A 21712-nucleotide genomic window follows, 5' to 3' on the forward strand; every position below is an offset into this window, starting at 1 on the left:
AAAGCTTCCTACTCACCGAGCAGCACCGGATCCCATGCGGGTGGAAAGGTCACGGCAGGTGGCGACGATCTCCTCGCGTGCCTCCTGAACCGAAACGTTCGAACTTCCCGTCAGACGCCGTATGAACGGGGTGGTGACGGCGGCGACAGCCTTCCCGGAGAAGTCGAAGACCGGGGCGGAAAGATTGACGACGCCTTGGATCGTAAGCGACTCGCCTTCGCAGTAACCCGAACGTCGAACACCTTCGAGATCGGCCAGGAACCTAGCTCTGCGATCCTTCGGTTCGTCGCCCGCGAGCACCAAGAGGTTGGCGAGCGCGTCGTCGTCCATGAAGGATGCCAGCACACGCCCGGATGCGCTGTCGTAGATCGGGATCTGGGCACCGAGCCGCACCGAATTGAGGTTGTTGTCCGGACAGTCGACCTGCGCGATCACGAGCAGCTTACCCGAGTTCAGGATGCACATGTGGATCGACTGGTTGATGCGGTTGGCGAGCTTCTGCATGGCATCGCCGGCGATCGACGTCAGGCGCCGGATCGGAGGATGGCGGTGCGCCACCTCGAACATCTTGGTGGTCAGTCGGTAGGTGTCGGAGCCACCGAGTTCGACGTAGCCACGCTCGCATAGGACGACCAGCATCCGGAAGATCTCGGATGTCGTCCGCTCGAGCATGCGGGCTATCTCGACCTGGGAAAGCCCCTCCTCGGCCGAGGCCAGGAGTTCGAGGATATCGAGGCCCTTCGTCAGAGCTGGCGCACGGTACTTGCCGCCCGCAGTCTCGTCCGGATCGTTCGTCATGCACGCCTGCCGTTCGCATTCGGCCATCCACGAACAGGGTGACCGTCTCGAGTTTTATATATGAAACTCTATTGCGAAAACAGGTCCCGATGGGACGAAGATTCGAGTTTGCTACACGGTGACGAGATTTCCCACCTCCGCGAGCACTTCGTCCTCCGCGATCCGTGCCCCCCTGGAACGGGCTCCCCACGTCGCACCGCCGATGTGGGGCGTGATCGCTAGGTTCCCCAGGACCGCCAACCTCGACGAAACCGCCGGTTCGCCCTCGACGACGTCGAGACCAGCCCCGTAGATCGTCCCCGCCTCCAAGGCGGCGATGAGGGCGGATGTGTCGACGAGATCGCCCCTGCCGACGTTCACCAGACGCCCCTTCGGCCCGAGGGCCCGCAGTTCGACCTCGCCTACGACGTGCTTCAGCTTTGGGGTGCCCGGCACGGCGAGGACGAGGACGTCGCTCGCCTCGGCGAGAGCTAGCATGTCAGGATAGAGGGCGGCAGACAGGCCGACGTTCGACGGGCGATCGAGGCCAGCGACCTTCATGCAGGATGCCTCCGCCCGACGGGCGATGGCACGACCAATCCTGCCACTGAGACCAGCGATGCCGATCGTGGCGTCCACGAGACTAAGGCCCGGCTCGTATCGTTTCTCCTTCCAGTCGCCGCTGCGTGCGAACCGGTCCGCCTGAACGAGACGACGGGACGACATCTGGACGAGCGACATCGCGAGATCGGCCACGTCCTCGGTCAACGCCTCGCCGACGTTGCGAAGGCGGATGCCACGCGCGTCGATCGACGGAAGGTCGAACTTGTCGCGTCCGGCTCCCTGGGACACGATGAAGCGCAGGTTCGGCAGGGCTTCGACGATGGAGGCACTACAACCGAGGCTGGTGCTGGTCATCAGGACGCGGACGCCGGCCCGCCGCTCGGGTGGTAGCGCGAGGATCGCCGCCGCGTCGGCGACGACGTCGACGAGGTCCGCGGCGTCGAGCCGCGGATAGTCCATCCCTGTCATCATGGGATAACGGAGCACGGGCTTCAAATTTCGCTCCTTGGCATTAACGGACGATCGGGTCGGGCCACGACGTCACGAGACTTCGAGATGGTCGCCGGACGCATCTCGTCGCGCCGACGGCGGCGGCCGGCCCGACGAGATGCGTCCTTCCGCAGGGAAGGACGCGGAAGGACGCGAGGATGGGCGGCAGGGAGGTCTGCGCCGCCCGTCCGGGAGGCTCAGAACTTCGGAAGGGTCACCGTGAAGAAGAGGGACTCCTCGTTTGCCTTGATGTCCACGGGTGCATCGCTGGGGAGCAGCTCGATGGCCGTCTTCTCGCCGTAGGTCTTGCCGTCGACGGTGATGCTGCCCTTGCTCATGAAGAGCACTTCGATCTGGGACCGGGTACCGGTGTTGTAGGTCGCGCCCGCATCGACCTTCAAAAAGCCGATCTGGGTGTGGCGTTCCGTAAAGACCCCGAGAACCTTCGCGGAGACACCTTCGGTGCCGGTTCCGACCCAGGCATATGCCTCGGGGTCCATCATCATGATGTCGTCGTAGCGGGGCGGATGGAAGACGAGCTTCTTACCGGTCGCTTCCTCGAAGCAGGCCGCCGAGCCGTCCATGTTGTGCTTCCCACCCTTCTCGTCGAACCAGGTGAAGATGCCGTTCTTGAACTCGCCCTTGGCCTTGAGCGCCTCGTTGGCGGCTTCGCGCTTGGGCGTGGACAGGAAGCCATCGCCGCTCGAGCCACCGAACTGGATGACCATCATCTCGAGGCCTTCCGGACGGTCCTGCGGGCCGTAGTGCACGCTCTCCGGGAAGTAGGCCACGGAACCCTCGCCCATGATCTTGTGCGGGGAGGCCGGGTACTTGCCCTTCAGGACATAGCGGATCTGGTCGAAGTTGTGCCGGTGGCGCGGCGTGCCCCATCCGCCGGAGCCCGTCAGACCGACGTTCAGGAGGTAGTTGTTCGGGGAGTCGTCGTCGCCCTGCAGCAGGAACTTCTGGTCCAGCTTGCCGTCGCGCATAGACCCAACCTGGCCGCCTTCGGCAGTCGATGCTTCAGAAATACGCATATTCGGTCCTCATATGACGTCGGAGCAAATGATTTGGCAGGATCGACTATAGATCAGGGCCTCCGCGCATTCCTATGGGCGTAGCAGCGGGGCTATAACCCTCCTTTATACGGAATGACGACGGCAACTCCTTGCCGCTTGCTAAGCTTGGGAGCGGGTAGCATTCAATTGCCCCATGCTCGCCGCATCCAGCGACAACATGGCCGAACCGGCCGCGAGGGGGCCGTTTATTATGTCTACGATCGAGATTCCGTTGAAGAACGCCATGAAGGCCAAGATGGACGCCGGCGGGCTCGCGGTCGGCATGATCGTGCGCCTCATGCGCAACGTCGAGATCGCGGCGATCGCCAAGAGCGCGGGGTTCGACAGTCTCTACATCGACCTGGAACACTGCAGCTTCTCCCTCGAGACGGTCAGTCAGATCAGCCTGACGGCCGCAGCCCTAGGCGTGACGCCGCTCGTTCGCGTCGCCGGCATCGACCCCGCCGAGATCGGTCGGGTTCTTGAGTCCGGCGCGCAGGGCGTCATCATCCCCCACATGGAGAGCAAGGCGGACGCCGAGACGGTCGTCGAGGCGGCGAAGTTCCCGCCTCGTGGCCAAAGGTCCCTTCTCGGCATCAACCCGCACACCCTCTTCCGGGGCGGACCGGCCGCGGAGATCATGGAGAAGATGAACGCGGCGACCCTGGTGGTCGGAATGATCGAGTCGGTCGGCGCCATCGAGCGGGCCGACGAGATCGCCTCGGTCGAAGGGCTCGACATGCTTCATGTCGGCACCAACGATCTCTGCAACTCGCTCGGAGTGCCGGGCCAGATCGACCATCCCAGCGTCTGCGAGGCGTACGCACAAATCGCATCCGTCTGCCGAGCCCATGGAAAGCACCTTGGCGTCGGCGGGCTGAACTCCAGACCCGACATCGCACGGGAGATCATCGGGTTGGGCGCCCGATACGTCTCTGCCGGAAGCGACACCGGCTTCCTGATGAACGCCGCCACCGCGGCGGCCCGCTCCTTCGCATGACCGCCGTCCTGCCTCCCCGAACTCCTAGGCACGACCTCGGAGGCGGAGCCGACAGGACGCCATCCAATCCACCGCTTTGTCACACCGATCGGAGAGACACCGTGAACTTCCCCGCCACGCAGACCAAGAAGAACGCCGATCTGTCGGCGGACGCCCGGAACTTCGGCGTGCAGGACCGCGTGGTCCTCGTCACCGGTTCCGGTCAGGGGATCGGGCGCGAACTCGCCCGTCAGTTCGCTGCCGCGGGCGCGAAGCTCGTCGTCGCGGATCTCGCCATCGACAAAGCAGGAGCCGTCGCCGAGGAGATCGAGGCAGCCGGTGGCGCCGCGATCTCGCTCTCGGTGGACGTCTCACGCCGCGAGGCGGTCGAGGAGATGGTCGCGGCCACGATCGGGCACTACGGCCAGATCGACGTCCTGATCAACAACGCCTCGATCTTCTCCGCCCTGATCAAGCGCCCGTTCGACGAGATTCCGACGGACGAGTGGCAGAGCGTGATGAACATCAACGTCAACGGGGTCTTCTACTGCGCCAGCGCGGTGGCGAAGCCGATGAAGGAACGTGGCTTCGGCCGCATCATCAACATCTCGTCCGCCTCGGTCCATCGCGGCACCAAGAACTACCTCCACTACGTCACGTCGAAGTCCGCCCTCATCGGGATGACGAACTCGATGGCACGCGAACTCGGACCGCACGGCGTCACGGTGAACTGCATCCGTCCGGGCACCGTCGCGACGGAGGTCCCTGCCCGCGTAGCCAGCCTGACCCCCGAGATACTCCAGCGCAACATCGATCTGCAGTGCATCCCGCGCACGCTTGTCCCCTCGGATCTGGTCGGGCTCTCGATGTTCCTGAGCACCCCGGCGTCGGGCTTCATCACCGGTCAGACGATCGCCTGCGACGGCGGCTACACGCACAGCTTCTGAGCCTACGACAGGACGGACCCCATGATCTCCTACGAGAACCACTTCATCGACGGACAGTGGGTGAAACCGTCGAACGCTCACCTCAAGCCGTCGATCGACCCCTACACCGAGACGCCGTTCGCGATGGTCACGTCCGGGGGGACGGCGGACGACGTCGATCGGGCCGTGACGGCGGCCCGACGAGCGTTCGCGTCGTTCTCGCGCACCAGTCTCGGCGAGCGGATCGCGCTGCTCGATCGCATCGCGGCGGCCTACGAGGAACGGGTCGACGAGATCTCGCTCCTGATGGCCCGCGAGGTCGGCATTCCCGTGAGCGCCCGCGCCCAGGCCACCGGACCGCTGGGTCATGTCAAGGTCGCTCGAGATCTCCTCCGCACCTACGGGTTCGAGAAGCAGATGGACGGCACGATCGTACGCCGGGAGCCGATCGGCGTCTGTGCCCTGATCTCTCCGTGGAACTGGCCCATGCAGACGCCCGTGATCAAGGCAATCTACGGCATCGCCGCAGGCTGCACGGTCGTCCTGAAGCCGTCGGACGCCTCCCCGATAACAGCGATCGTCATGGCCGAGATCTTCGAGAAGGCCGGCGTGCCGAAGGGCGTCTTCAACCTGGTCCTGGGCAAGGGACGCGAGGTCGGAGCGGCTCTCTCGATCCACCCCGACGTGGACATGATCTCCTTCACCGGATCGACCGGTGCCGGAGCGAAGGTCGGCGAGGCTGCTGCCCGGACCGTCAAGCGCGTCTCGCTGGAACTCGGCGGCAAGTCGGCGAACATCGTCCTCCAGGATGCCGACCTCGAGAAGGCGGCCCGCTGGAACATCCAGCGCTGCTTCTTCAACGCCGGACAGTCGTGCCATGCACCGAGCCGCATGCTCGTGCACAAGGACCAGATGGATCAGGCGCTTTCCTTCCTCGTGGACGAGGCCTCCCGATACCGCCTTGGAGACCCGAAGGAGACCGAGACGACCATGGGGCCGGTCGTCAACCGGGCGCAGTTCGACAGCATCCAGCGATACATCCAGATCGGCATCGACGAGGGAGCGACGCTCGCCTGCGGCGGAACCGGCAAGCCGGACGGCCGGAACCAGGGCTACTTTGTCAAGCCGACGGTGTTCGGCGACGTCGCGCCGGATTCGGTGATCGCGAGGGAGGAGATCTTCGGTCCCGTGCTCGCCGTGATCCCCTACTCGACGGAGGCCGAGGCGTTGGAGATCGCGAACGACAGCCCGTACGGTCTGGGTGGATACGTGTTCGGCGGCGACCGCGAGCGCTCCTACGAGTTCGCCGCCCGCCTGCGTGCCGGACGCATCTGCTTCAACGGGGCCGCGACGAACTCCGTCACGCCGATGGGCGGCTACAAGCAGTCCGGGATCGGACGCTCCATGGGCTCGGTCGGGCTCGAGGAGTACCTCGAGATCAAGTCGATCTATGGTTTCGAAGAGGAGGCGGAGAGCCTTCCTCAGTTCGCGGCCTAGGCCCCCGGCATTCCACCGATCTCGGGAGGGGCCACGAAGCCGAGACGTTCGCCTGCGGTCCCCCTTCACGGCACCGTCGAACGCTCACCCGTCGCCGGCTGACCCGTTCCGGTTCACCTGCGACCACGTCCACAGTCTCGACGTTCGACAGCCAAGCCTTCGATGGACCCGGATCCCGGCAGCGTCGGGGTCCACCCTCACGTCGTTCGATCGTTCCCAGCCCCTACTCCACACAGGATTCAGACGATGCAGACCTACAGGATCGCCGCCATTCCCGCCGACGGCATCGGACCCGAGGTGATCGACGCCGGGCTCCAGGCCTTGGAGGCGCTCGAGCGACGGGACGGAGGCTTCAAGCTGGAGGTCACCCAGTTCGACTGGGGCTCGGACTACTACAAGAAGCACGGTGTGATGATGCCGGCCGATGGCACGCAGCAACTGAAGGGCTTCGACGCGATCTTCTTCGGCGCGGTCGGGGCGCCCGATGTGCCCGACCACATCACCCTGTGGGGGCTGCGGCTGCCGATCTGCCAGGGCTTCGACCAGTACGCGAACGTGCGGCCGACCAAGATTCTGCCGGGCATCGTCTCGCCGCTGGCGGGCGTGAAGCCCGGCGATCTCGACTGGGTCATCGTGCGCGAGAATTCAGAAGGCGAGTATTCCGGTCATGGCGGGCGCGCCCATCGCGGCCTGCCGGAGGAGGTCGGCACCGAGGTCGCGATCTTCACCCGCGTCGGCGTCACGCGCATCATGCGCTACGCCTTCAAGCTCGCTCAGTCGCGGCCCCGCAAGCTTCTCACCGTCGTGACCAAATCCAACGCCCAGCGCTTCGGTATGGTGATGTGGGACGAGATCGCGGCGGAGGTGGCCATCGAGTTCCCGGACGTGACCTGGGACAAGATGCTCGTCGACGCGATGACCGTGCGCATGACGCTCAAGCCCCAGAGCCTCGACACGATCGTCGCGACCAATCTCCACGCCGACATCCTGTCGGACCTCGCAGGCGCGCTGGCCGGCAGCCTCGGCGTCGCGCCGACGGCCAACATCGACCCGGAGCGGCGCTTCCCGTCCATGTTCGAGCCGATCCACGGTTCGGCCTTCGACATCACCGGCAAGGGCATCGCCAATCCCGTCGCGACCTTCTGGACCGCGGCGCAGATGCTGGAGCATCTCGGCCAGCCGAAGGCGGCCCGACGGCTGATGCACGCCGTGGAGGCCGTCACGGGTAGCGGCGTGACCACACCTGACGTCGGCGGCACCGCCACGACCAAGGACGTCACGAACGCCGTCTGCGAGGCGATCCGCGGTTCCAACATCGTTCTCTGAAATGGATCGAACGGCGGGCTCCGACATGGCGCACCTCGATCTGGGAACCTGGAAGCCACGAGAGATCCTTCTCGATCTGTTCGAGGCCGCGGTCGCGAGCGCGGATCCCATGAAGGTGCTCGCACGTCATCTCCCCGAACGACCACGGGGACGATGCGTCGTGGTCGGGGCCGGCAAGTCGGCGGCCCTGATGGCTCGTGCCGTCGAGGTGGCCTGGCCGGACGTCGAACTCTCCGGTGTCGTGGTCACTCGCTACGGCCATGCGATCCCCACGGATCGCATCGAGGTCCTCGAGGCCTCGCATCCCGTCCCTGATCAGGCCAGCGAGGCGGCCGGCAGGCGGATCCTCGATGCCGTCTCGGACCTTGGGACGCACGATCTCGTGCTGGCGCTCGTCTCCGGTGGTGGATCGTCGTTGATGGCTTTCCCCGCGGACGGGATTTCGCTCGAGGACAAGCGGACGGCCAACCGCATGTTGCTCGCATCCGGCCTCGGCATCGGCGACATGAACCGGATCAGGCGTCGACTGTCCGCGATCAAGGGCGGACGTCTCGCCGCCGCCGCAAGTCCGGCGCGGGTCGTGACCCTCGCGATGTCGGACGTACCGGGAGACGATCCTTCCGCGATCGCGTCCGGCCCGACGGTATTCGACCCCGACGCCGGCAGCGACCTGTCGTCCCTGGTGGACCGTCTCGGTCCCGGCCTTCCGGAGAGCGTTCGGAACAGGCTCGTCCAGAGGGCGGCGACGATGCCTACGTTCGCCTCGGACTTCCGGATGATCGCGACGCCCAGGATGGCTCTCGATTCCGCCGCCGCAGTCGCCCGACGACATGGCCTTACCCCACTCGTCCTCGGGGATGCCCTCGAGGGCGAGGCGCGGGAGGCAGGGATCCTGATGGCCGGGATCGCAAGATCCGTCCTACGACATGGAACACCGGTCGCCGGGCCGGCCGTCCTGCTGTCCGGGGGCGAGACGACCGTCACCATCGGCGCCGATGCGCCCGGACGTGGGGGTAGGAACACGGAGTTCCTGCTCTCCCTGGCGAACGCTCTCGACGGCGAGGCGCACGTCCATGCCATTTCCGCGGATACCGACGGCATCGACGGAAGCGAGGATGCCGCCGGGGCCCTCGTGACGCCCGATACGCTCTCGAGAGCGCGCTCCGCCGGGCTCGATCCGGCCTCCGTCCTCCGGCGACACGACAGCTATACCCTGTTCGAAAGCATCGGCGATCTTGTCGTGACGGGCCCTACCCTCGTCAACGTCAACGACTTCAGGGCGATCCTGATCACCGGTCCGGCGAATGTCCGGCCCTGAGGGACCGAACTCACACCGCCTAGCGTCAATGAAGACACTTCTGCCGGTCGAGGATTGCGCTACCGCACCGTGCACCTGATCCACCGGCGCCACCACACTGTCCCCGTCGCCGATGGCGACGCGGGGACGCCGTCGGTCTCACGACCAACATGATGCCCCTCGGAGCTTGACATGCAGACCTTCGAACACTGGATCGCCGGCACCTACGCCCCGTCTCGGAGCGGCGAATGGATCGAGAGCGTCGATCCGTACAGCGGGAAGGCCTGGGCCCGAATCCCACGTGGAAACCGCGAGGACGCAGACCATGCGGTCTCCGTCGCGAAGGACGCGATGACCAGCGGTCCTTGGGCCAGCTTCACCGCGACCCAGCGCGGCAAGGTCCTGCGGAAGATCGGTGACCTCGTCCTCGAACACGCTCGCGATCTGGCGGAGCTTGAGGTGCGGGACAACGGAAAGCTCCTGGCGGAGATGCTGGGATCGCTGAAGTACAAGGCCGAGTACTGGCACTACTATGCGGGCCTCGCAGACAAGATCGAGGGGTCGGTCATGCCCATCGACAAGCCCGACCTGTTCGGGTTCACGCTGAGGGAGCCGGTGGGCGTCGTCCTCGCGCTGACGGCGTGGAACTCGCCCCTGACGTTCCTCGCCATCAAATGCGCTCCGGCCCTCGCGGCAGGCTGCTCGGTCGTCGTGAAGCCGTCGGAGTTCTCGTCGTCCAGCTCGCTCGCCTTCGCCAGGCTGACGAAGGAAGCCGGCCTACCGGACGGCGTTCTCAACGTCGTCACGGGCTACGGGGCGGACATCGGCGCTCCGCTGGTCGAACATCGCGACATCGCCCACGTGACCTTCACGGGCTCCGACACGACGGGCGCCAAGGTCTACGAGGCCGCCGCGAGGCACATGAAGCGCGTGGCGATGGAGCTTGGAGGAAAGTCCCCGAACGTCGTCTTCGACGACGCGGATCTCGACAGGGCCGCCGCCGGGGTCGTCTCCGGCATCTTCGGTGCGGCCGGCCAGATGTGCACGGCGGGCTCCCGGCTCCTCGTCCAGAACTCCATCAAGGAGGCCTTCACCGATCGCCTGCTCGCCATGGCCCGGACCGTGAAGGTCGGTGATCCGATGGACGCCGCGACGCAGATGGGGCCGATCTCGACGGCCCCGCAGTTCCGCAAGGTGCTCGACTACATCGACATCGCCAGGTCCGAGGGTGCCCGTTGCATCCTGGGCGGAAAGCCGGCCGAGGGGCCCGGCGTCGGCGCCGGCCAGTTCGTGGAGCCGACGATCTTCACGGACGTCACGAACGACATGAGGATCGCGCAGGAGGAGGTGTTCGGTCCCGTCCTCTCCATCATCGGGTTCGACGACGAGGCGCAGGCGATCGAACTCGCGAACGGCGTGGCGTACGGCCTCGCTGCTGGCGTCTGGACGAAGGATGTCGGACGACTCATCCGGATGTCGAAGGCGTTGGAGGTCGGAACAGTGTGGGGCAACACCTACCGGACCTACAGTTTCATGATGCCGTTCGGCGGCATGAAGCGTTCCGGCGTCGGTCGGGAGAACGGGATCGAGGCCATCGAGGAATTCCTAGAGACCAAGAGCGTCATGATCTCGACCGCGGCGGATGCCGGCCCGGCAAACAACTTCGTTCCGCGGTAGATCGACGACTTACCGCACGCCACTTTCCGATCGAACTGGAGGAGCTGCCGATCATCCGATCCAACCCCGCGTGAAGCGATAGGTTGAGTCGGCGCCGGGCGCTCGGTCCGGTCGCCAACGGCCCCTAGGTCTGACACGCTCTGTCGTCGGAAGGACGTTAAGGACGGAAAGCATGAGTAGCAGCGAGAGATTGGGTGGTACCGAATGGTTCGATCCCAGCAGGCGAACCTTCTGGCTTCTGCTGCTTGCGTTCTGCTGGATCCTGCTGGGTCTGATCGTACGCCACCTTCCGGAATTGGCCGGCCCCGCCGTGGGGGCTGGCGTAGGCGCCACGATATCGGTTGCGGTCTTACTCGCGAACCGTGACCAGTCACGCCGGCAGACGACGCTTGACCTGCTGACCGAATATTACACACCCGAATTCGCGCTGAACCGCCGCGCTGCAGAACGCTTCATGGCGACTCACTCCGCTGCCGACTGGTCCCAAGACGACCCCTACATCCTGGGTGACGGCGACCCCGACCTAGCGGGCTATGGCGCGGTCGTACGCTACTGGCAGCGGGTCGCCATACTCGATCTCGAGGGAGAACTTCGATCGAGGCTCGCGTACAGACTTCTGGCACGGGAGGTCGGATACTGGAACGCGATCCTCTTCGACCCGATGGCCGTCCGACCCAACATGTATGTCCGGGGACTGCTGAACGAACTCGTCGAAAGGTTTTCGAAGGGTCAGGCGGATTCGTTCGAATTCGGCCAGACGGCAGGTCGAGTCCAGGTCGCGAAAGCCGAAGCCCGGAAGTCCTCAACGACCTGACGCACACGAACGACGCTGACAGTCGATGCCGGATTTACGACTGCCGTCGATCCGGTTCAGTCAGCTCAGCGCCTGACCGGCAGCCTCGATCGCCTCGACCAGACGACGCCCCGCGTCCGTCAGTGGCGTTCTCTCGCGGAACATGACCGCGATGTCCCGGTGAAGCATGGGATCCGGGATGTCGATGGAACGCAGGCGACCTTCGGCGATGTCGGCATTCACGGCGGAGGCCGGAAGCAGAGCGATGTTGTCGCTTTCGGCCACCATCGTCTTGATGCAGGCGACCGAGCCGCATTCCGTCAGGTCCGTGGGAAGGCCGAGCCCCTCCTGCGCGAAGAGCTGCTCGACGAGGGTCCGCTGCTTTCCCAGCATCTGTAGGATCCAGGGGTATTCGGCGAGATCGGACCAGGTCAGCCCCTCGCGGGGAACGGCGGGATGGTCGGGTCTCGCGATCACGTGCAGCTTGTCCCGGAACAGGACGCGTTGCCGAAGACCGTCGATGAAGCCGTACGATTCGGACATCCCGACGATGAACGAGACCTCCCCACGGATGAGACCGAGGAGCAGGTCGATCTGGACCTTCTCGACGATACACAAGGTGGGCGTCTCGTTCTGAGCCTGCCATCGGCACACGGCTTTGGGAACGATCGCCGCGGCGAGGCTCGGCAACGTCCCAAACGTCAGCGTCCCCTCCTCCTGGTCGTCCCGCCTCGTCATCCGACGTTCGGCGAGATCGAGTTCGTCCCGTATGAGCCTCGCGTGGGCGTAGATGAGTTCGCCGGTCGGGGTCAGCGTGACGCCGGTCGGACTGCGATCGAGGAGCTTCTCCCCCAGTTCACGCTCGAGACGGTCCATCGACGTCGACAAGGCGGGCTGGGAGACCTCGAGCTGCCTGGCCGCCTTCTTGAAGCTGCCGTTCTCCGCGATGCAGGCGAAGTAGAGAAGCTTTCTCGGGTCCATCCGATCCTCCGTACCGCGGAGGCGATGTCATTCCTCCCTGCCTCCTCCCACGGTCGGCAGTCGCGCTTCTCCCTCTGTGACACCCTGGGCCGCTCAAGTCGATCCTCCTCGATGCGGGTCGCCATGGGAATGGGATCACTGCCTGATCGGCGCGACTCGAGGCGGCTATAACCCAAGCTTATCGGCCGAAGTCTAGAGGCGTTGCAGTCGGAAGACTTGGCGCTTTAAATCGCAGTCACGAGAGACGACGGCAACCGGTCTTGGGAAGACCAGGATGCCACTCACCTGAAAGCTTCTACCGGGAACCTGCCGGTTGGACTTGCGCGATCTATCGCGCCGACGTGCATGCGCATCCGCGCAACACATTGCCCCCTGAACTAGAACTACTCGGCCCATTGGGATTAGAGAGATGCTGGATACCGCAACGCGCCTTCCCCTCGAAGATACCGGTCTATTCCGTCAGAGCAACTTCATCGACGGTAGCTGGACCCAGGCCGACGGAGGTGCGACGCTCGAGGTTCGCAATCCATCGACGGGACAGATCGTCGGCACGGTCCCGGCGATGGGAGCGGCGGAGACGCGTCGGGCGATCGAGGCGGCCTACCGGGCCCTGCCGGCCTGGCGCGGGATGCTGGCGAAGGAGCGGGGTGCGATCATCCGGCGGATCGCCGAACTCATGCATCAGAACGTCGACGACCTCGCGATCATCATGACCGCCGAGCAGGGCAAGCCGCTTGCCGAAGCCAAGGGCGAGATCGCTTACTCGGCGAGCTTCCTCGAGTGGTTCGCCGAGGAAGGTCGACGCGTCTACGGCGAGACCGTACCGCCCCATGCGCATGGACGCCGCGTGCTCGTCACGAAGGAACCGATCGGCGTCTTTGCCGCCATCACGCCCTGGAACTTCCCGTCCGCCATGATCACCCGCAAGGCAGGCCCAGGGTGGGCGGCCGGTTGCGCCGGCGTCATCCGGCCCGCGTCGCAGACACCGTTCTCGGCCCTCGCCCTGGCGGTCCTCGCCGAACGCGCCGGGATGCCGGCGGGCGTCTGCAACGTCGTGACCGGCCCCTCCGGAGCGACCGGTGGCGAGCTGACCGGTAATCCGCTCGTCCGAAAGCTCTCGTTCACGGGCTCCACCGAAGTCGGAAGGACGCTCCTCGAGCAGTGTGCGAGGACGATCAAGAAGACATCGATGGAACTCGGCGGGAACGCGCCGTTCATCGTCTTCGACGACGCGGACCTCGACGAGGCCGTCAAAGGCGCCCTGGCTTCCAAGTACCGCAATACGGGGCAGACCTGCGTCTGCGCCAACAGGCTCCTGGTTCAGGACGGTGTCTTCGACGCGTTCGCCGCGAAGCTGAAGGCCGCGGTCGAAAAGTTCCAGGTCGGCGACGGCATGGAGCCGGGAACGACCCAGGGGCCTCTGATCAATTCCGCGGCCGTCCGAAAGGTCCAGGAGCATATCGACGACGCCGTCGCCAAGGGCGCCTCGATCGTCACCGGAGGAAAGCCCCATGCGCGGGGCGGCAACTTCTTCGAGCCGACGATCCTGGCCGACGTTCCGAAGGACGCCGTCGTGTTCCGCGAGGAGACGTTCGGACCGGTCGCTCCCCTCTTCCGCTTCCACACCGAGAAGGAGGCGGTCGACCTGGCCAACGACACGCCGTTCGGGCTCGCGGGCTACTTCTACACCCGCGACATCGGCCGCATCTTCCGGGTCTCCGAAGCCCTCGAGTTCGGCATTCTCGGAGTGAACGAAGGCATCATCTCCGCCGCGGAGGTTCCGTTCGGCGGCGTCAAGGAGAGCGGTCTCGGACGCGAGGGCGGAAGCCACGGGATCGACGAGTACCTGGAGACGAAGTACGTCGCGCTGGGAGGCATCTGAGATGTGCGGCTCCCTGGACCGATCTCTGTCCTCCGGCCCCGAAGTCCCTCGCGGCTACGCGGCCCATTTCCACGGGGGAGTCCACGCGACGTCGTTCCGCGCTCGGCCGCTGACGAACGACGGCCGGGCACACGAGCCGGCGAGGTCCGGAGCGGACGCTGCCCTCGGCATCTCCCGCGCCAGCCCCTGTCCGAAGGAGGACTGTCCTCTGGCCCACAGATGTCGCCACCAGATCCGGTCCGCCTCGTCCGCGTGCTCCAAGAAGGATCTCTGGTAGCTCGATCGATGCATCCGACCGACGACCGACGGGAGAACGGCGCCGGTACGACGACCTCGGGAACCGCGACTTACGTCGCGTGACCGCACCGCCGAGAAGGCGATCCGAACAAGACTCAATCCAACGGGAGGTTTCCAATGCTCACACGTCGCGAACTGCTGGCCGGCGCCGCAGCCCTGGCCGGTTCCACTCTGCTTCTCTCCGGCATGGCGTTCGGCCAGTCCGCGTGGCCGACTCGTCCGATCACCATCACGATCGGCAACGCGCCGGGTGGCGACGACGACACGCTCAGCCGCTTCCTCGCCCCCTCGCTCACCCAGACGCTGGGCCAGTCCGTCGTGGTCGAGAACCGCGTCGGGGGGTCGACGACCGTCGCCGGCAACACCGTGGCGTCCGCCAAACCGGACGGGTACACCCTCCTCTGCCTCATCACGGCCGGCGTCGTGCAGACCCAACTGCGCAAGAACCTGACCTACAACCTCGACAGCTTCGTGCCGATCGCCAAGATCGGTGGGTATCCGCTCGCCCTGATCGTGTCGGCGAAGATGGGCATCGACTCGGTCGACGAACTCATCGCCGCCTCCAAGACGGCGGACGGTGTCACGTTCGCCAGTGGCGGCGTCGGCACGGTGGGACACCTCACGTCCACGATGTTCCTGAAGGAGATAGGCGGAAAGGGCGTCCACGTCTCCTACAAGAACAACCCGGAGGGCATCCAGGCCCTCGCCGGCGGCTTCACGCAGATGATCTTCGCCTCGGCCCGCGAGGGCGGTGTCCTGAAGGACGATCCGAACCTCAAGGTCCTCGCGGTCACCTCGCCCGAGCGCACGGCCAACCTGCCGGACGTGCCGACGCTCAAGGAACTTGGCTACGGGGATATCGACCAGAGCGTCTGGTACAGCTACGCGGCTCCAGCCGGGACGCCCAACGACGTCGTCCAGAAGCTCAAGGACGCGATCGTCAAGGGCGTCGAGGATCCGGCGTTCGAGGAGCGCTTCGGTGCGATGGCGTTCCAGACCGACATCCGGACGGGCGAAGACCTGAAGACCTACATCGCCAGCGAGGCGAACCGGTTCAAGCAGGTCATCGCAGCGAACGATATCCAGCTCAGCAACTGACGCTCGCCGAGCGGTCGGGTGGGTCGCCCCGCCCGACCGTCTCGCAGCTCCACCGGCTCACGACGATCGTCGAATTACCGATCCGGCCATGCTCCGTCCCGTGGGCAGGCAGGGCTCGTGTGCGGTGCACTCGTCGATCGTTGCGTGCGCGCCGGACCGTCGCTCGAAGAACAGCAAACCGACCGAGGCATTCACGATGGAAGATCTCACTCGCACGCGCACGTCAGCCGATCCTGGTCGGGTTCCAGGCCGTCTGGCCGGACGGCGGATCGTGGTCACGGGGGCGGCCTCCGGGATAGGACGCACGACCGCTCGTCTGTTCACGCAGGAAGGCGCCCGCGTCGCCCTCTTCGACCGTGATGCGGGTGGGCTGCAGCGAACCTTGGAAGCCACGGCTGGCGTGACCTTCCAGGTCGACATCACCGACGAGGACGCCGTTCAGGCGGCGGTCGACGAGGCCGCGGCTGCGATGGGAGGGATCGACGGCGTCGTCAACGCGGCGGGCATCATGACGAAGGGCCTAGCGGCGGACGTCCGCGCCGCCGACTGGAGACGCGTGCTCGAGGTCAACCTGACGGGGACCTACATCGTGAGCCGCTGCTGCGTTCCCTACCTCCTGGAGGCCGAGAGCGCGACGATCGTCAACATCGCCTCGGCCCAGGGACTTCTGCCGAATGCACCCGGCCACACGGCATATGCGGCCTCGAAGGGGGGCGTCGTCAACCTGACGCGAGCCCTCGCCGCCGAACTCGCGCCGAAGGTCCGGGTCAACAGCATCTGCCCCGGAATGGTCGACACCCCGATGGCCGACGGCTACCGCGCCAACGTCGGCAACTACGCCCTGAAGCGCGTGGCCGACCCTAGCGAGATCGCCGAGGCGATCCTGTTCCTGACGAGTTCGCAGGCCTCCTACGTCACAGGTGCCGCGCTGGCCGTGGATGGGGGCCGCTCCTACCACTGAGACAGAAGACGAAACGCATCGACGGGTCAGGGAGGCCGAAGACATGCACGAAGACAACCAGACGGCAGGAACGACGACCACGGTCAACGCACGCGACGTCGCGACGGGCATCGTCCTGATAGGCGTCTCGGCGCTCGGCCTGTACATGAACACCGCCTACCAGGTCGGATCGTCGTCGCAGATGGGGCCGGGCTACATGCCCCTGGTCGTCTTCACGATCGTTCTAGCCCTAGGTGTCGCGATCCTCCTCACCGGCTTGCGCAACGGGCCGGATCCGTTGGAGGCCTGGGCGATCAGAGAACTCGGGCTGATCCTAGGTGCGATGACCGTGTTCGGCCTCCTGCTCGAGAGGACCGGTCTTGCGGTTTCGATCATCCTTCTGGTCGTGATCAGCGGCTTGGCCGACAGGTCCCAGACCGTGAAGGGCATCGCAGGGCTTGCCGTGTTCCTTGTCGCGCTGTGCTGGGTCGTGTTCATCCTCGGCCTCGGTCTGAACGTACCGTTCCTGCCACCCGCGCTGGCGAACTGAGGAGGACCCGATGTTCGACAATCTCGCACTCGGCCTCTCGGTCGCCTTCACGTCACACAATCTTCTGTTCGCGTTCCTCGGATGCACGATCGGGACGGCCATCGGCGTGCTGCCCGGCATCGGTCCTCTCGCGACGATCGCCCTCCTCCTGCCCCTGACATTCACCCTCGATCCCGTCACGGCTCTCATCACGCTGTCGGGCATCTACTACGGTGCGCAGTACGGCGGCTCCACGTCGGCCATTCTCCTGAACCTTCCTGGCGAGGTCACGGCGGTCGTTACCTCGCTGGAGGGCCACAAGATGGCACGGCGGGGTCGGGCCGGCGCCGCCCTCGCCGTCTCGGCGATCGGGTCGTTCTTCGCAGGAACGGTCGCGACGTTCGTCGTGGCGGCCTCGGGGCCGGTGCTGACGACCTTCGCCCTGTCGTTCGGCCCGGCGGAGTACTTCTCGCTGATCCTCCTCGGTCTCGTCATTGCGACGGTCCTCGTGAGCGGAAACATCTTCAAGTCGCTCGCCATGCTCATGTTCGGCCTCGCCATGGGACTGGTCGGGACGGACATCCAGAGCGGCGAGATCCGGTTCACCTTCGGCTTTCCGCAGCTCTTCGAGGGCGTCAACTTCGTCGCCGTCGCGATGGGCATCTTCGGGCTCGCCGAGATCGCGAGGAACCTCGAGAACCCGGAACATCGGAGTGGAACCGTCGCGAAGGTCGGAAGCCTCTGGCTGAACCGTGAGGAGATCCGGCGGGCCACACCCTCCGTCCTGCGTGGAACCGCCGTGGGTTCCGTCCTCGGGCTGCTGCCGGGAGGCGGTCTGGCCCTGTCGACGTTCGCCTCGTACATGATGGAGAAGAGAATCTCGAAGTATCGTCACGAGTTCGGCCAGGGTGCGATTGAAGGCGTCGCAGGCCCGGAGAGTGCCAACAACGCCGCTTCGCAGACGTCCTTCATTCCCATGCTGACCCTGGGCATCCCCGCGAACGCAGTGATGGCGCTCATGATCGGCGGCCTCATGATCCACGGCATCCAGCCCGGTCCGGGCGTGATGCAGGCACAGCCCGAACTCTTCTGGGGCCTCATCGCCAGCATGTGGATCGGCAACCTGATGCTGCTTGTCATCAACCTGCCGCTGATCGGCATCTGGGTGTCGCTGCTGCGCGTTCCGTACCGCTTCCTGTACCCGACCATCCTCGCGTTCTGCGCGGTGGGCGTCTACTCGGTGAACTACGCCACCTTCGACATCTACCAGACCGTCTTCTTCGGTTTCGTCGGCTACCTCCTCTACAAGCTGAGCTGCGAGCCAGCCCCTCTCCTGATCGGGTTCGTCCTTGGGCCGCTGCTGGAGGAGTACCTGCGGCGGGCGATGGTGATCTCACGCGGCGATCCGATGGTGTTCCTCGAGCGTCCCGTCAGCGCCGTCCTCATCGCACTCTCGGTGCTGGCGCTCGCGGCGATGATCCTGCCGACGATCCGCCGGCGCAAGGATCAGGCTCTGGAGGAATGAGCCTCGTACGCTACGAAGACACGACCACGAAGACCTGGGAGGAACGCATGCTGAAGACCCTCACGATCGCATCCGTCGCCCTGTTGACCACATTGGGTGCGGCACGGTCGGAAGCCTGGCCGAGCGGAACGGTGACGATCATCGTCCCGTTCGCGCCCGGCGGCAACACGGACATCACTGGGCGCCACCTCGCCCGCTTCCTGGAGCAGAAGACGGGCAAGACGTTCCTCGTGGAGAACCGTCCGGGAGGTGGTGGAGCGGTCGGGACCATGGCGGCGGTGGCCGCGAAGCCCGACGGCCAGACGCTCCTCCTCGGAAGCAACGGGACGTTCACGGTCAACCAGAACCTCTATGCAGTTCCCTACGACACGTTGCGCGACCTCGCGCCCGTCACCCAGGTGACGGAGAACACGCACGTCGTCTTCGTTTCCGCCTCATCGGAGTTCGAGACGATCCAGCAGCTCTTCGATGCGATCCGGAGCCGCGGCGAGGACGTGGCGTTCAGTTCGGCCGGGATCGGCAGCGGAACCCACATCTCGACCGAGTTCATGGTCGCGAAGGCGGGATCGAAGGCGCTTCACGTTCCTTATCCCGGTGCCGGCCCGGCCAACATCGCCGTCGTCTCCGGCGAGGTCGACTTCGGCGTGGACGCGATCGCATCCGCCCTGCCCCTGATCCAGAACGGCAGCGTCCGCCCTCTCGCCGTCCAGTCGTCGGCACGCGATCCGATGCTTCCGGATGTCCCCACGCTCTCCGAGACCGTGCTTGCAGGCTTCCAGACAGGTGGATGGCTCGCGCTCCTCGCGCCGGCCGCGACGCCCCGCGAGACCATCGACACGATCAATCGCGACCTCGCGGAAGTGATCGCGTCGCCCGAAGCCGTCAAGACCTTCTCGCAGCAGGGCATTAAGGTTTCGGTCCCAGGTCCGGACGAGCTGGCCGAGCGGATCGCCAAGGAAACCGGGGAGGTGAAGTCCCTCATTGAGGAGGCAGGCATATCCGTGAATTAGGGCTCGGTGTCCGGTGTCGCGGTCTTCTAAGATTTCGCACCGCGTCGTCCGACGGATGAAATCGTCCGTCGGACGACGCGGCCATAGATAAATTCACCATCATCCCATTGAGTACCCTGATGTGAGAGGGACATCAGTACCCATATCCGTTGACCATAATCAGCGCCTCCATGAGAGCGCCGTTAATGGACGAACTCCATCCGACCCCATATTGAAACAACGCCGCATACAGATATATGTATCTGATGGAGGCGTGATGGGTCAGTTTACGTTCTTGATCGATGAAGATCTGAGACGGGCAGCAAAGATCTATGCTGCTGAGCGTGGTACCACCCTCAGCGATCTCATCCGCGACCTCCTCACGTCCAAAATCGGTTGGAAGGTAATCATGAGTGCGGAACCGGATGACGCGACCCTTCGGGCCGTTCTAGCTGCTTATGGTGACGGGCTGATCGAGAGGAGCGACGCTCTGCAGCGATTGGGTCGCGATCCATCAGAGGTGCTCTGGTTGCGTGAGCGAATGAATGAACTGGGAGTGGCTTGGCCGCAGCAGGCACGGGAGGCTGCCGAGTCTCAATCTGACGGATTTGTCGAGTTGTTGACGGAGGAAGGCCAGTGAGCGAGCGCCAAGCCCAACTGCTCTTGACCGATGCGAGCCCCCTGTTCTCGTTCGCGGCCATCGATCAGTTGGACCTTATGTTCGGCGCGGGACTTCCGATAGTTCTCACCGATTACATCGAATGGGAGGCGACGCGCTCGAGCAGTGTGACGGCCATCAGGATATCGGACTGGTTAGGGCGCAATAAGCCGTTCGTATCGATTGTGGAAACGGAAACTGGTCAGGCTAGAATCAAGAAAGAAAAAGAAGGCAGATCCGATCCTAGAAAAAACATCGGAGAGCAGACTATATTCGAAGCCATCAGCAGCGAGTATATCGGCGAAGGGCCATATGTCTTCCTCTACGAAGACGAGAAAGCAATCGCTCAGGTCGGCCCAGACTTCTTCGGTAGATACCCCGTCCATCGCCTAACGACCTATGCCTACCTCGTTGGCTTGGAACGGAGTGGGGTCATTCCCAGCGCCGATGAGGTGTTGGATTGGATCCGCGGAATCGGGGAGCCGTCGTACACGTTTGATTTGGGCGTTCATCCGCGTCCAGGCCTGAAAAAAGTTGCGGTCGACCTACCTCATCGCTCACGAGATGGGACAGATACGAAGTGGCGACCTTAGGGTCGGGTTTAAGGATGCTTGCAACGCGGAGGGAACGGATGTGGTCCGAACCTTTCGCATAGCCTGGATCCTGTGCGGAGTTCGTCCGCAAGCCTTGTCGTCCCCTCTCCGGTTCGCATTCGAACTGCGCACCAGAGTGGGCTAGAAACGACCTTGGCTTCGTGTGCAGACCCTGGTGAACTCCGTTCTGCCTTGCATCCAGACAGGTGGCTGGCTCGCACTCAGAGAGCCGGAGAAGTCGCGTCTCGAGACGATCGACACGATCAACCCTGACCTTCTGGAGGTAGTCGCGTCACCCGAAGCTGCCGCGACTACCTCGCAGCAGGGCATGAGGGTGTCTGTTCCGGAGCCGCACGAACTATCCCGGCGCATCCCATCGGATATTGGGCCGTGAAGGCCCTTACCGGGAAGACGGACATATCCGGGTAGTAGGGCTTCGTGTGCGATGTCGAGCGCTTCAATCAGTATCTAGTTCTCCATCGTCTTGCGGCCGAGCAGGCGCTCAAGGTCGTGGCCCTGCCACCCCAGAGCGGTGACCCTCGACGTGCCGGCGACGTGTTCGTCAACTTGAACGGCGGAATGGCCGCTCTCCTACATTCGGCGCTTACAGGCAAAGATCTGCGACGGGGAGACGCCCCTCTGCTGCGCCACGAATGACACGCTCCTGCCCGACGGCATCGCCTCCCCGACGAGGCGGACCTTCTCGGCGGTGGACCAGCGCCGCCGTTGCACCGAGGTGACCATTTCGACGCGGTTGATCGGGCCGTCGGACGCTTCCGGCATATTTGTACTCTAGATGGATGCCCATGCCCTATCGGCTATGCCGGCCGTCGGGTC

Annotated in this window: 20 protein-coding genes; 15 read left to right on the plus strand and 5 right to left on the minus strand. The window is 64.8% G+C overall.

From position 1 onward, the window contains the following. Positions 1-12: 12 nt before the first annotated feature. The 3 genes from AUL34_RS13485 to AUL34_RS13495 all read right to left on the minus strand — a co-directional run bounded on the left by AUL34_RS13485 (position 13) and on the right by AUL34_RS13495 (position 2819). Positions 13-798, minus strand: a complete 786-nt coding sequence (locus AUL34_RS13485; protein ID WP_061934717.1) for an IclR family transcriptional regulator — start codon at positions 796-798, stop codon at positions 13-15. A 111-nt stretch (positions 799-909) separates the two neighbouring features. After that, a complete protein-coding gene (locus AUL34_RS13490; protein WP_244492568.1) occupies positions 910-1827 on the minus strand; it encodes an NAD(P)-dependent oxidoreductase in 918 nt (305 codons plus the stop codon). 200 nt (positions 1828-2027) lie between these two features. Next, positions 2028-2819: a cupin domain-containing protein gene (locus tag AUL34_RS13495; protein ID WP_244492561.1), complete on the minus strand. Its 792-nt coding sequence runs from the start codon at positions 2817-2819 to the stop codon at positions 2028-2030. 280 nt (positions 2820-3099) lie between these two features. Here AUL34_RS13495 and AUL34_RS13500 point away from each other — a divergent pair, with 280 nt between their 5' ends. From AUL34_RS13500 to AUL34_RS13530, 7 genes are all read left to right on the plus strand, one after another. Continuing rightward, positions 3100-3888: an HpcH/HpaI aldolase/citrate lyase family protein gene (locus AUL34_RS13500; protein ID WP_061934642.1), complete on the plus strand. Its 789-nt coding sequence runs from the start codon at positions 3100-3102 to the stop codon at positions 3886-3888. 101 nt (positions 3889-3989) lie between these two features. Beyond that, positions 3990-4814, plus strand: a complete 825-nt coding sequence (locus AUL34_RS13505; protein ID WP_061934644.1) for an SDR family NAD(P)-dependent oxidoreductase — start codon at positions 3990-3992, stop codon at positions 4812-4814. A gap of 21 nt (positions 4815-4835) precedes the next feature. Further along, the gene (locus AUL34_RS13510) at positions 4836-6290 is read left to right on the plus strand and encodes an aldehyde dehydrogenase family protein (protein ID WP_061934646.1); all 1455 of its coding nucleotides are present in this window, start codon (positions 4836-4838) and stop codon (positions 6288-6290) included. 246 nt (positions 6291-6536) lie between these two features. Beyond that, positions 6537-7616 (plus strand): tartrate dehydrogenase, encoded by a 1080-nt coding sequence (locus AUL34_RS13515; protein ID WP_061934648.1) that lies wholly within the window; start codon positions 6537-6539, stop codon positions 7614-7616. Between the two features lie 25 nt (positions 7617-7641). Beyond that, positions 7642-8934 (plus strand): glycerate kinase, encoded by a 1293-nt coding sequence (locus AUL34_RS13520; RefSeq protein ID WP_061934721.1) that lies wholly within the window; start codon positions 7642-7644, stop codon positions 8932-8934. Between the two features lie 171 nt (positions 8935-9105). Further along, on the plus strand, positions 9106-10590 hold the full coding sequence (locus AUL34_RS13525) for an aldehyde dehydrogenase (RefSeq protein ID WP_061934650.1): 1485 nt from the start codon (positions 9106-9108) through the stop codon (positions 10588-10590). A gap of 172 nt (positions 10591-10762) precedes the next feature. Then, entirely contained in the window at positions 10763-11404 is a 642-nt protein-coding gene (locus AUL34_RS13530; protein ID WP_061934652.1) for a hypothetical protein, read from the plus strand. A 60-nt stretch (positions 11405-11464) separates the two neighbouring features. On the opposite strand, the gene AUL34_RS13535 is transcribed toward AUL34_RS13530, so the two are convergent. Beyond that, the gene (locus tag AUL34_RS13535) at positions 11465-12364 is read right to left on the minus strand and encodes a LysR family transcriptional regulator (RefSeq protein WP_061934654.1); all 900 of its coding nucleotides are present in this window, start codon (positions 12362-12364) and stop codon (positions 11465-11467) included. A gap of 409 nt (positions 12365-12773) precedes the next feature. On the opposite strand from AUL34_RS13535, the gene AUL34_RS13540 reads away from it, so the two are divergent. The 8 genes from AUL34_RS13540 (at position 12774) to AUL34_RS13575 (ending at position 20875) form a co-directional block, all read left to right on the plus strand. Further along, entirely contained in the window at positions 12774-14246 is a 1473-nt protein-coding gene (locus AUL34_RS13540; protein WP_061934656.1) for an NAD-dependent succinate-semialdehyde dehydrogenase, read from the plus strand. A 414-nt stretch (positions 14247-14660) separates the two neighbouring features. After that, a complete protein-coding gene (locus AUL34_RS13545; RefSeq protein WP_061934658.1) occupies positions 14661-15641 on the plus strand; it encodes a tripartite tricarboxylate transporter substrate binding protein in 981 nt (326 codons plus the stop codon). 196 nt (positions 15642-15837) lie between these two features. Then, a complete protein-coding gene (locus AUL34_RS13550) occupies positions 15838-16602 on the plus strand; it encodes an SDR family NAD(P)-dependent oxidoreductase (RefSeq protein WP_061934723.1) in 765 nt (254 codons plus the stop codon). Between the two features lie 43 nt (positions 16603-16645). After that, on the plus strand, positions 16646-17131 hold the full coding sequence (locus AUL34_RS13555) for a tripartite tricarboxylate transporter TctB family protein (protein ID WP_061934660.1): 486 nt from the start codon (positions 16646-16648) through the stop codon (positions 17129-17131). A gap of 10 nt (positions 17132-17141) precedes the next feature. Continuing rightward, positions 17142-18635, plus strand: coding sequence for a tripartite tricarboxylate transporter permease (locus AUL34_RS13560; RefSeq protein WP_061934662.1), 1494 nt, complete (start codon positions 17142-17144; stop codon positions 18633-18635). Then, positions 18632-19645, plus strand: coding sequence for a tripartite tricarboxylate transporter substrate binding protein (locus tag AUL34_RS13565; RefSeq protein ID WP_061934664.1), 1014 nt, complete (start codon positions 18632-18634; stop codon positions 19643-19645). The genes AUL34_RS13560 and AUL34_RS13565 overlap by 4 nt, the downstream gene beginning before the upstream one ends. A gap of 256 nt (positions 19646-19901) precedes the next feature. Then, positions 19902-20264, plus strand: coding sequence for a hypothetical protein (locus AUL34_RS13570; protein WP_061934666.1), 363 nt, complete (start codon positions 19902-19904; stop codon positions 20262-20264). After that, complete coding sequence (locus AUL34_RS13575) at positions 20261-20875, plus strand: hypothetical protein (protein ID WP_061934668.1); 615 nt, start codon at positions 20261-20263, stop codon at positions 20873-20875. Before AUL34_RS13570 ends, AUL34_RS13575 begins: the two co-directional genes overlap by 4 nt. 591 nt (positions 20876-21466) lie before the next feature. Here AUL34_RS13575 and AUL34_RS23095 read toward each other — a convergent pair. Continuing rightward, on the minus strand, positions 21467-21658 hold the full coding sequence (locus AUL34_RS23095; RefSeq protein WP_082653368.1) for a transposase: 192 nt from the start codon (positions 21656-21658) through the stop codon (positions 21467-21469). Between the last annotated feature and the right edge of the window lie 54 nt (positions 21659-21712).

Origin of the sequence: Aureimonas sp. AU22, from assembly GCF_001463745.1 — a bacterium.
Classification (GTDB): domain Bacteria; phylum Pseudomonadota; class Alphaproteobacteria; order Rhizobiales; family Rhizobiaceae; genus Aureimonas.

What these genes read in the sequence shown, in the direction of transcription:
- AUL34_RS13500 (WP_061934642.1), top strand. Translation starts at nt 3,100, where the DNA reads ATGTCTACGATCGAGATTCCGTTGAAGAACGCCATGAAGGCCAAGATG.
- AUL34_RS13525 (WP_061934650.1), top strand. Translation starts at nt 9,106, where the DNA reads ATGCAGACCTTCGAACACTGGATCGCCGGCACCTACGCCCCGTCTCGG.
- AUL34_RS13565 (WP_061934664.1), top strand. Translation starts at nt 18,632, where the DNA reads ATGAGCCTCGTACGCTACGAAGACACGACCACGAAGACCTGGGAGGAA.
- AUL34_RS13485 (WP_061934717.1), bottom strand. Translation starts at nt 798, where the DNA reads ATGACGAACGATCCGGACGAGACTGCGGGCGGCAAGTACCGTGCGCCA.
- AUL34_RS13540 (WP_061934656.1), top strand. Translation starts at nt 12,774, where the DNA reads ATGCTGGATACCGCAACGCGCCTTCCCCTCGAAGATACCGGTCTATTC.
- AUL34_RS13520 (WP_061934721.1), top strand. Translation starts at nt 7,642, where the DNA reads ATGGCGCACCTCGATCTGGGAACCTGGAAGCCACGAGAGATCCTTCTC.
- AUL34_RS13560 (WP_061934662.1), top strand. Translation starts at nt 17,142, where the DNA reads ATGTTCGACAATCTCGCACTCGGCCTCTCGGTCGCCTTCACGTCACAC.
- AUL34_RS13510 (WP_061934646.1), top strand. Translation starts at nt 4,836, where the DNA reads ATGATCTCCTACGAGAACCACTTCATCGACGGACAGTGGGTGAAACCG.
- AUL34_RS13570 (WP_061934666.1), top strand. Translation starts at nt 19,902, where the DNA reads ATGGGTCAGTTTACGTTCTTGATCGATGAAGATCTGAGACGGGCAGCA.
- AUL34_RS13545 (WP_061934658.1), top strand. Translation starts at nt 14,661, where the DNA reads ATGCTCACACGTCGCGAACTGCTGGCCGGCGCCGCAGCCCTGGCCGGT.
- AUL34_RS13495 (WP_244492561.1), bottom strand. Translation starts at nt 2,819, where the DNA reads ATGCGCGACGGCAAGCTGGACCAGAAGTTCCTGCTGCAGGGCGACGAC.
- AUL34_RS13555 (WP_061934660.1), top strand. Translation starts at nt 16,646, where the DNA reads ATGCACGAAGACAACCAGACGGCAGGAACGACGACCACGGTCAACGCA.
- AUL34_RS13535 (WP_061934654.1), bottom strand. Translation starts at nt 12,364, where the DNA reads ATGGACCCGAGAAAGCTTCTCTACTTCGCCTGCATCGCGGAGAACGGC.
- AUL34_RS13530 (WP_061934652.1), top strand. Translation starts at nt 10,763, where the DNA reads ATGAGTAGCAGCGAGAGATTGGGTGGTACCGAATGGTTCGATCCCAGC.
- AUL34_RS13550 (WP_061934723.1), top strand. Translation starts at nt 15,838, where the DNA reads ATGGAAGATCTCACTCGCACGCGCACGTCAGCCGATCCTGGTCGGGTT.
- AUL34_RS13515 (WP_061934648.1), top strand. Translation starts at nt 6,537, where the DNA reads ATGCAGACCTACAGGATCGCCGCCATTCCCGCCGACGGCATCGGACCC.
- AUL34_RS23095 (WP_082653368.1), bottom strand. Translation starts at nt 21,658, where the DNA reads ATGCCGGAAGCGTCCGACGGCCCGATCAACCGCGTCGAAATGGTCACC.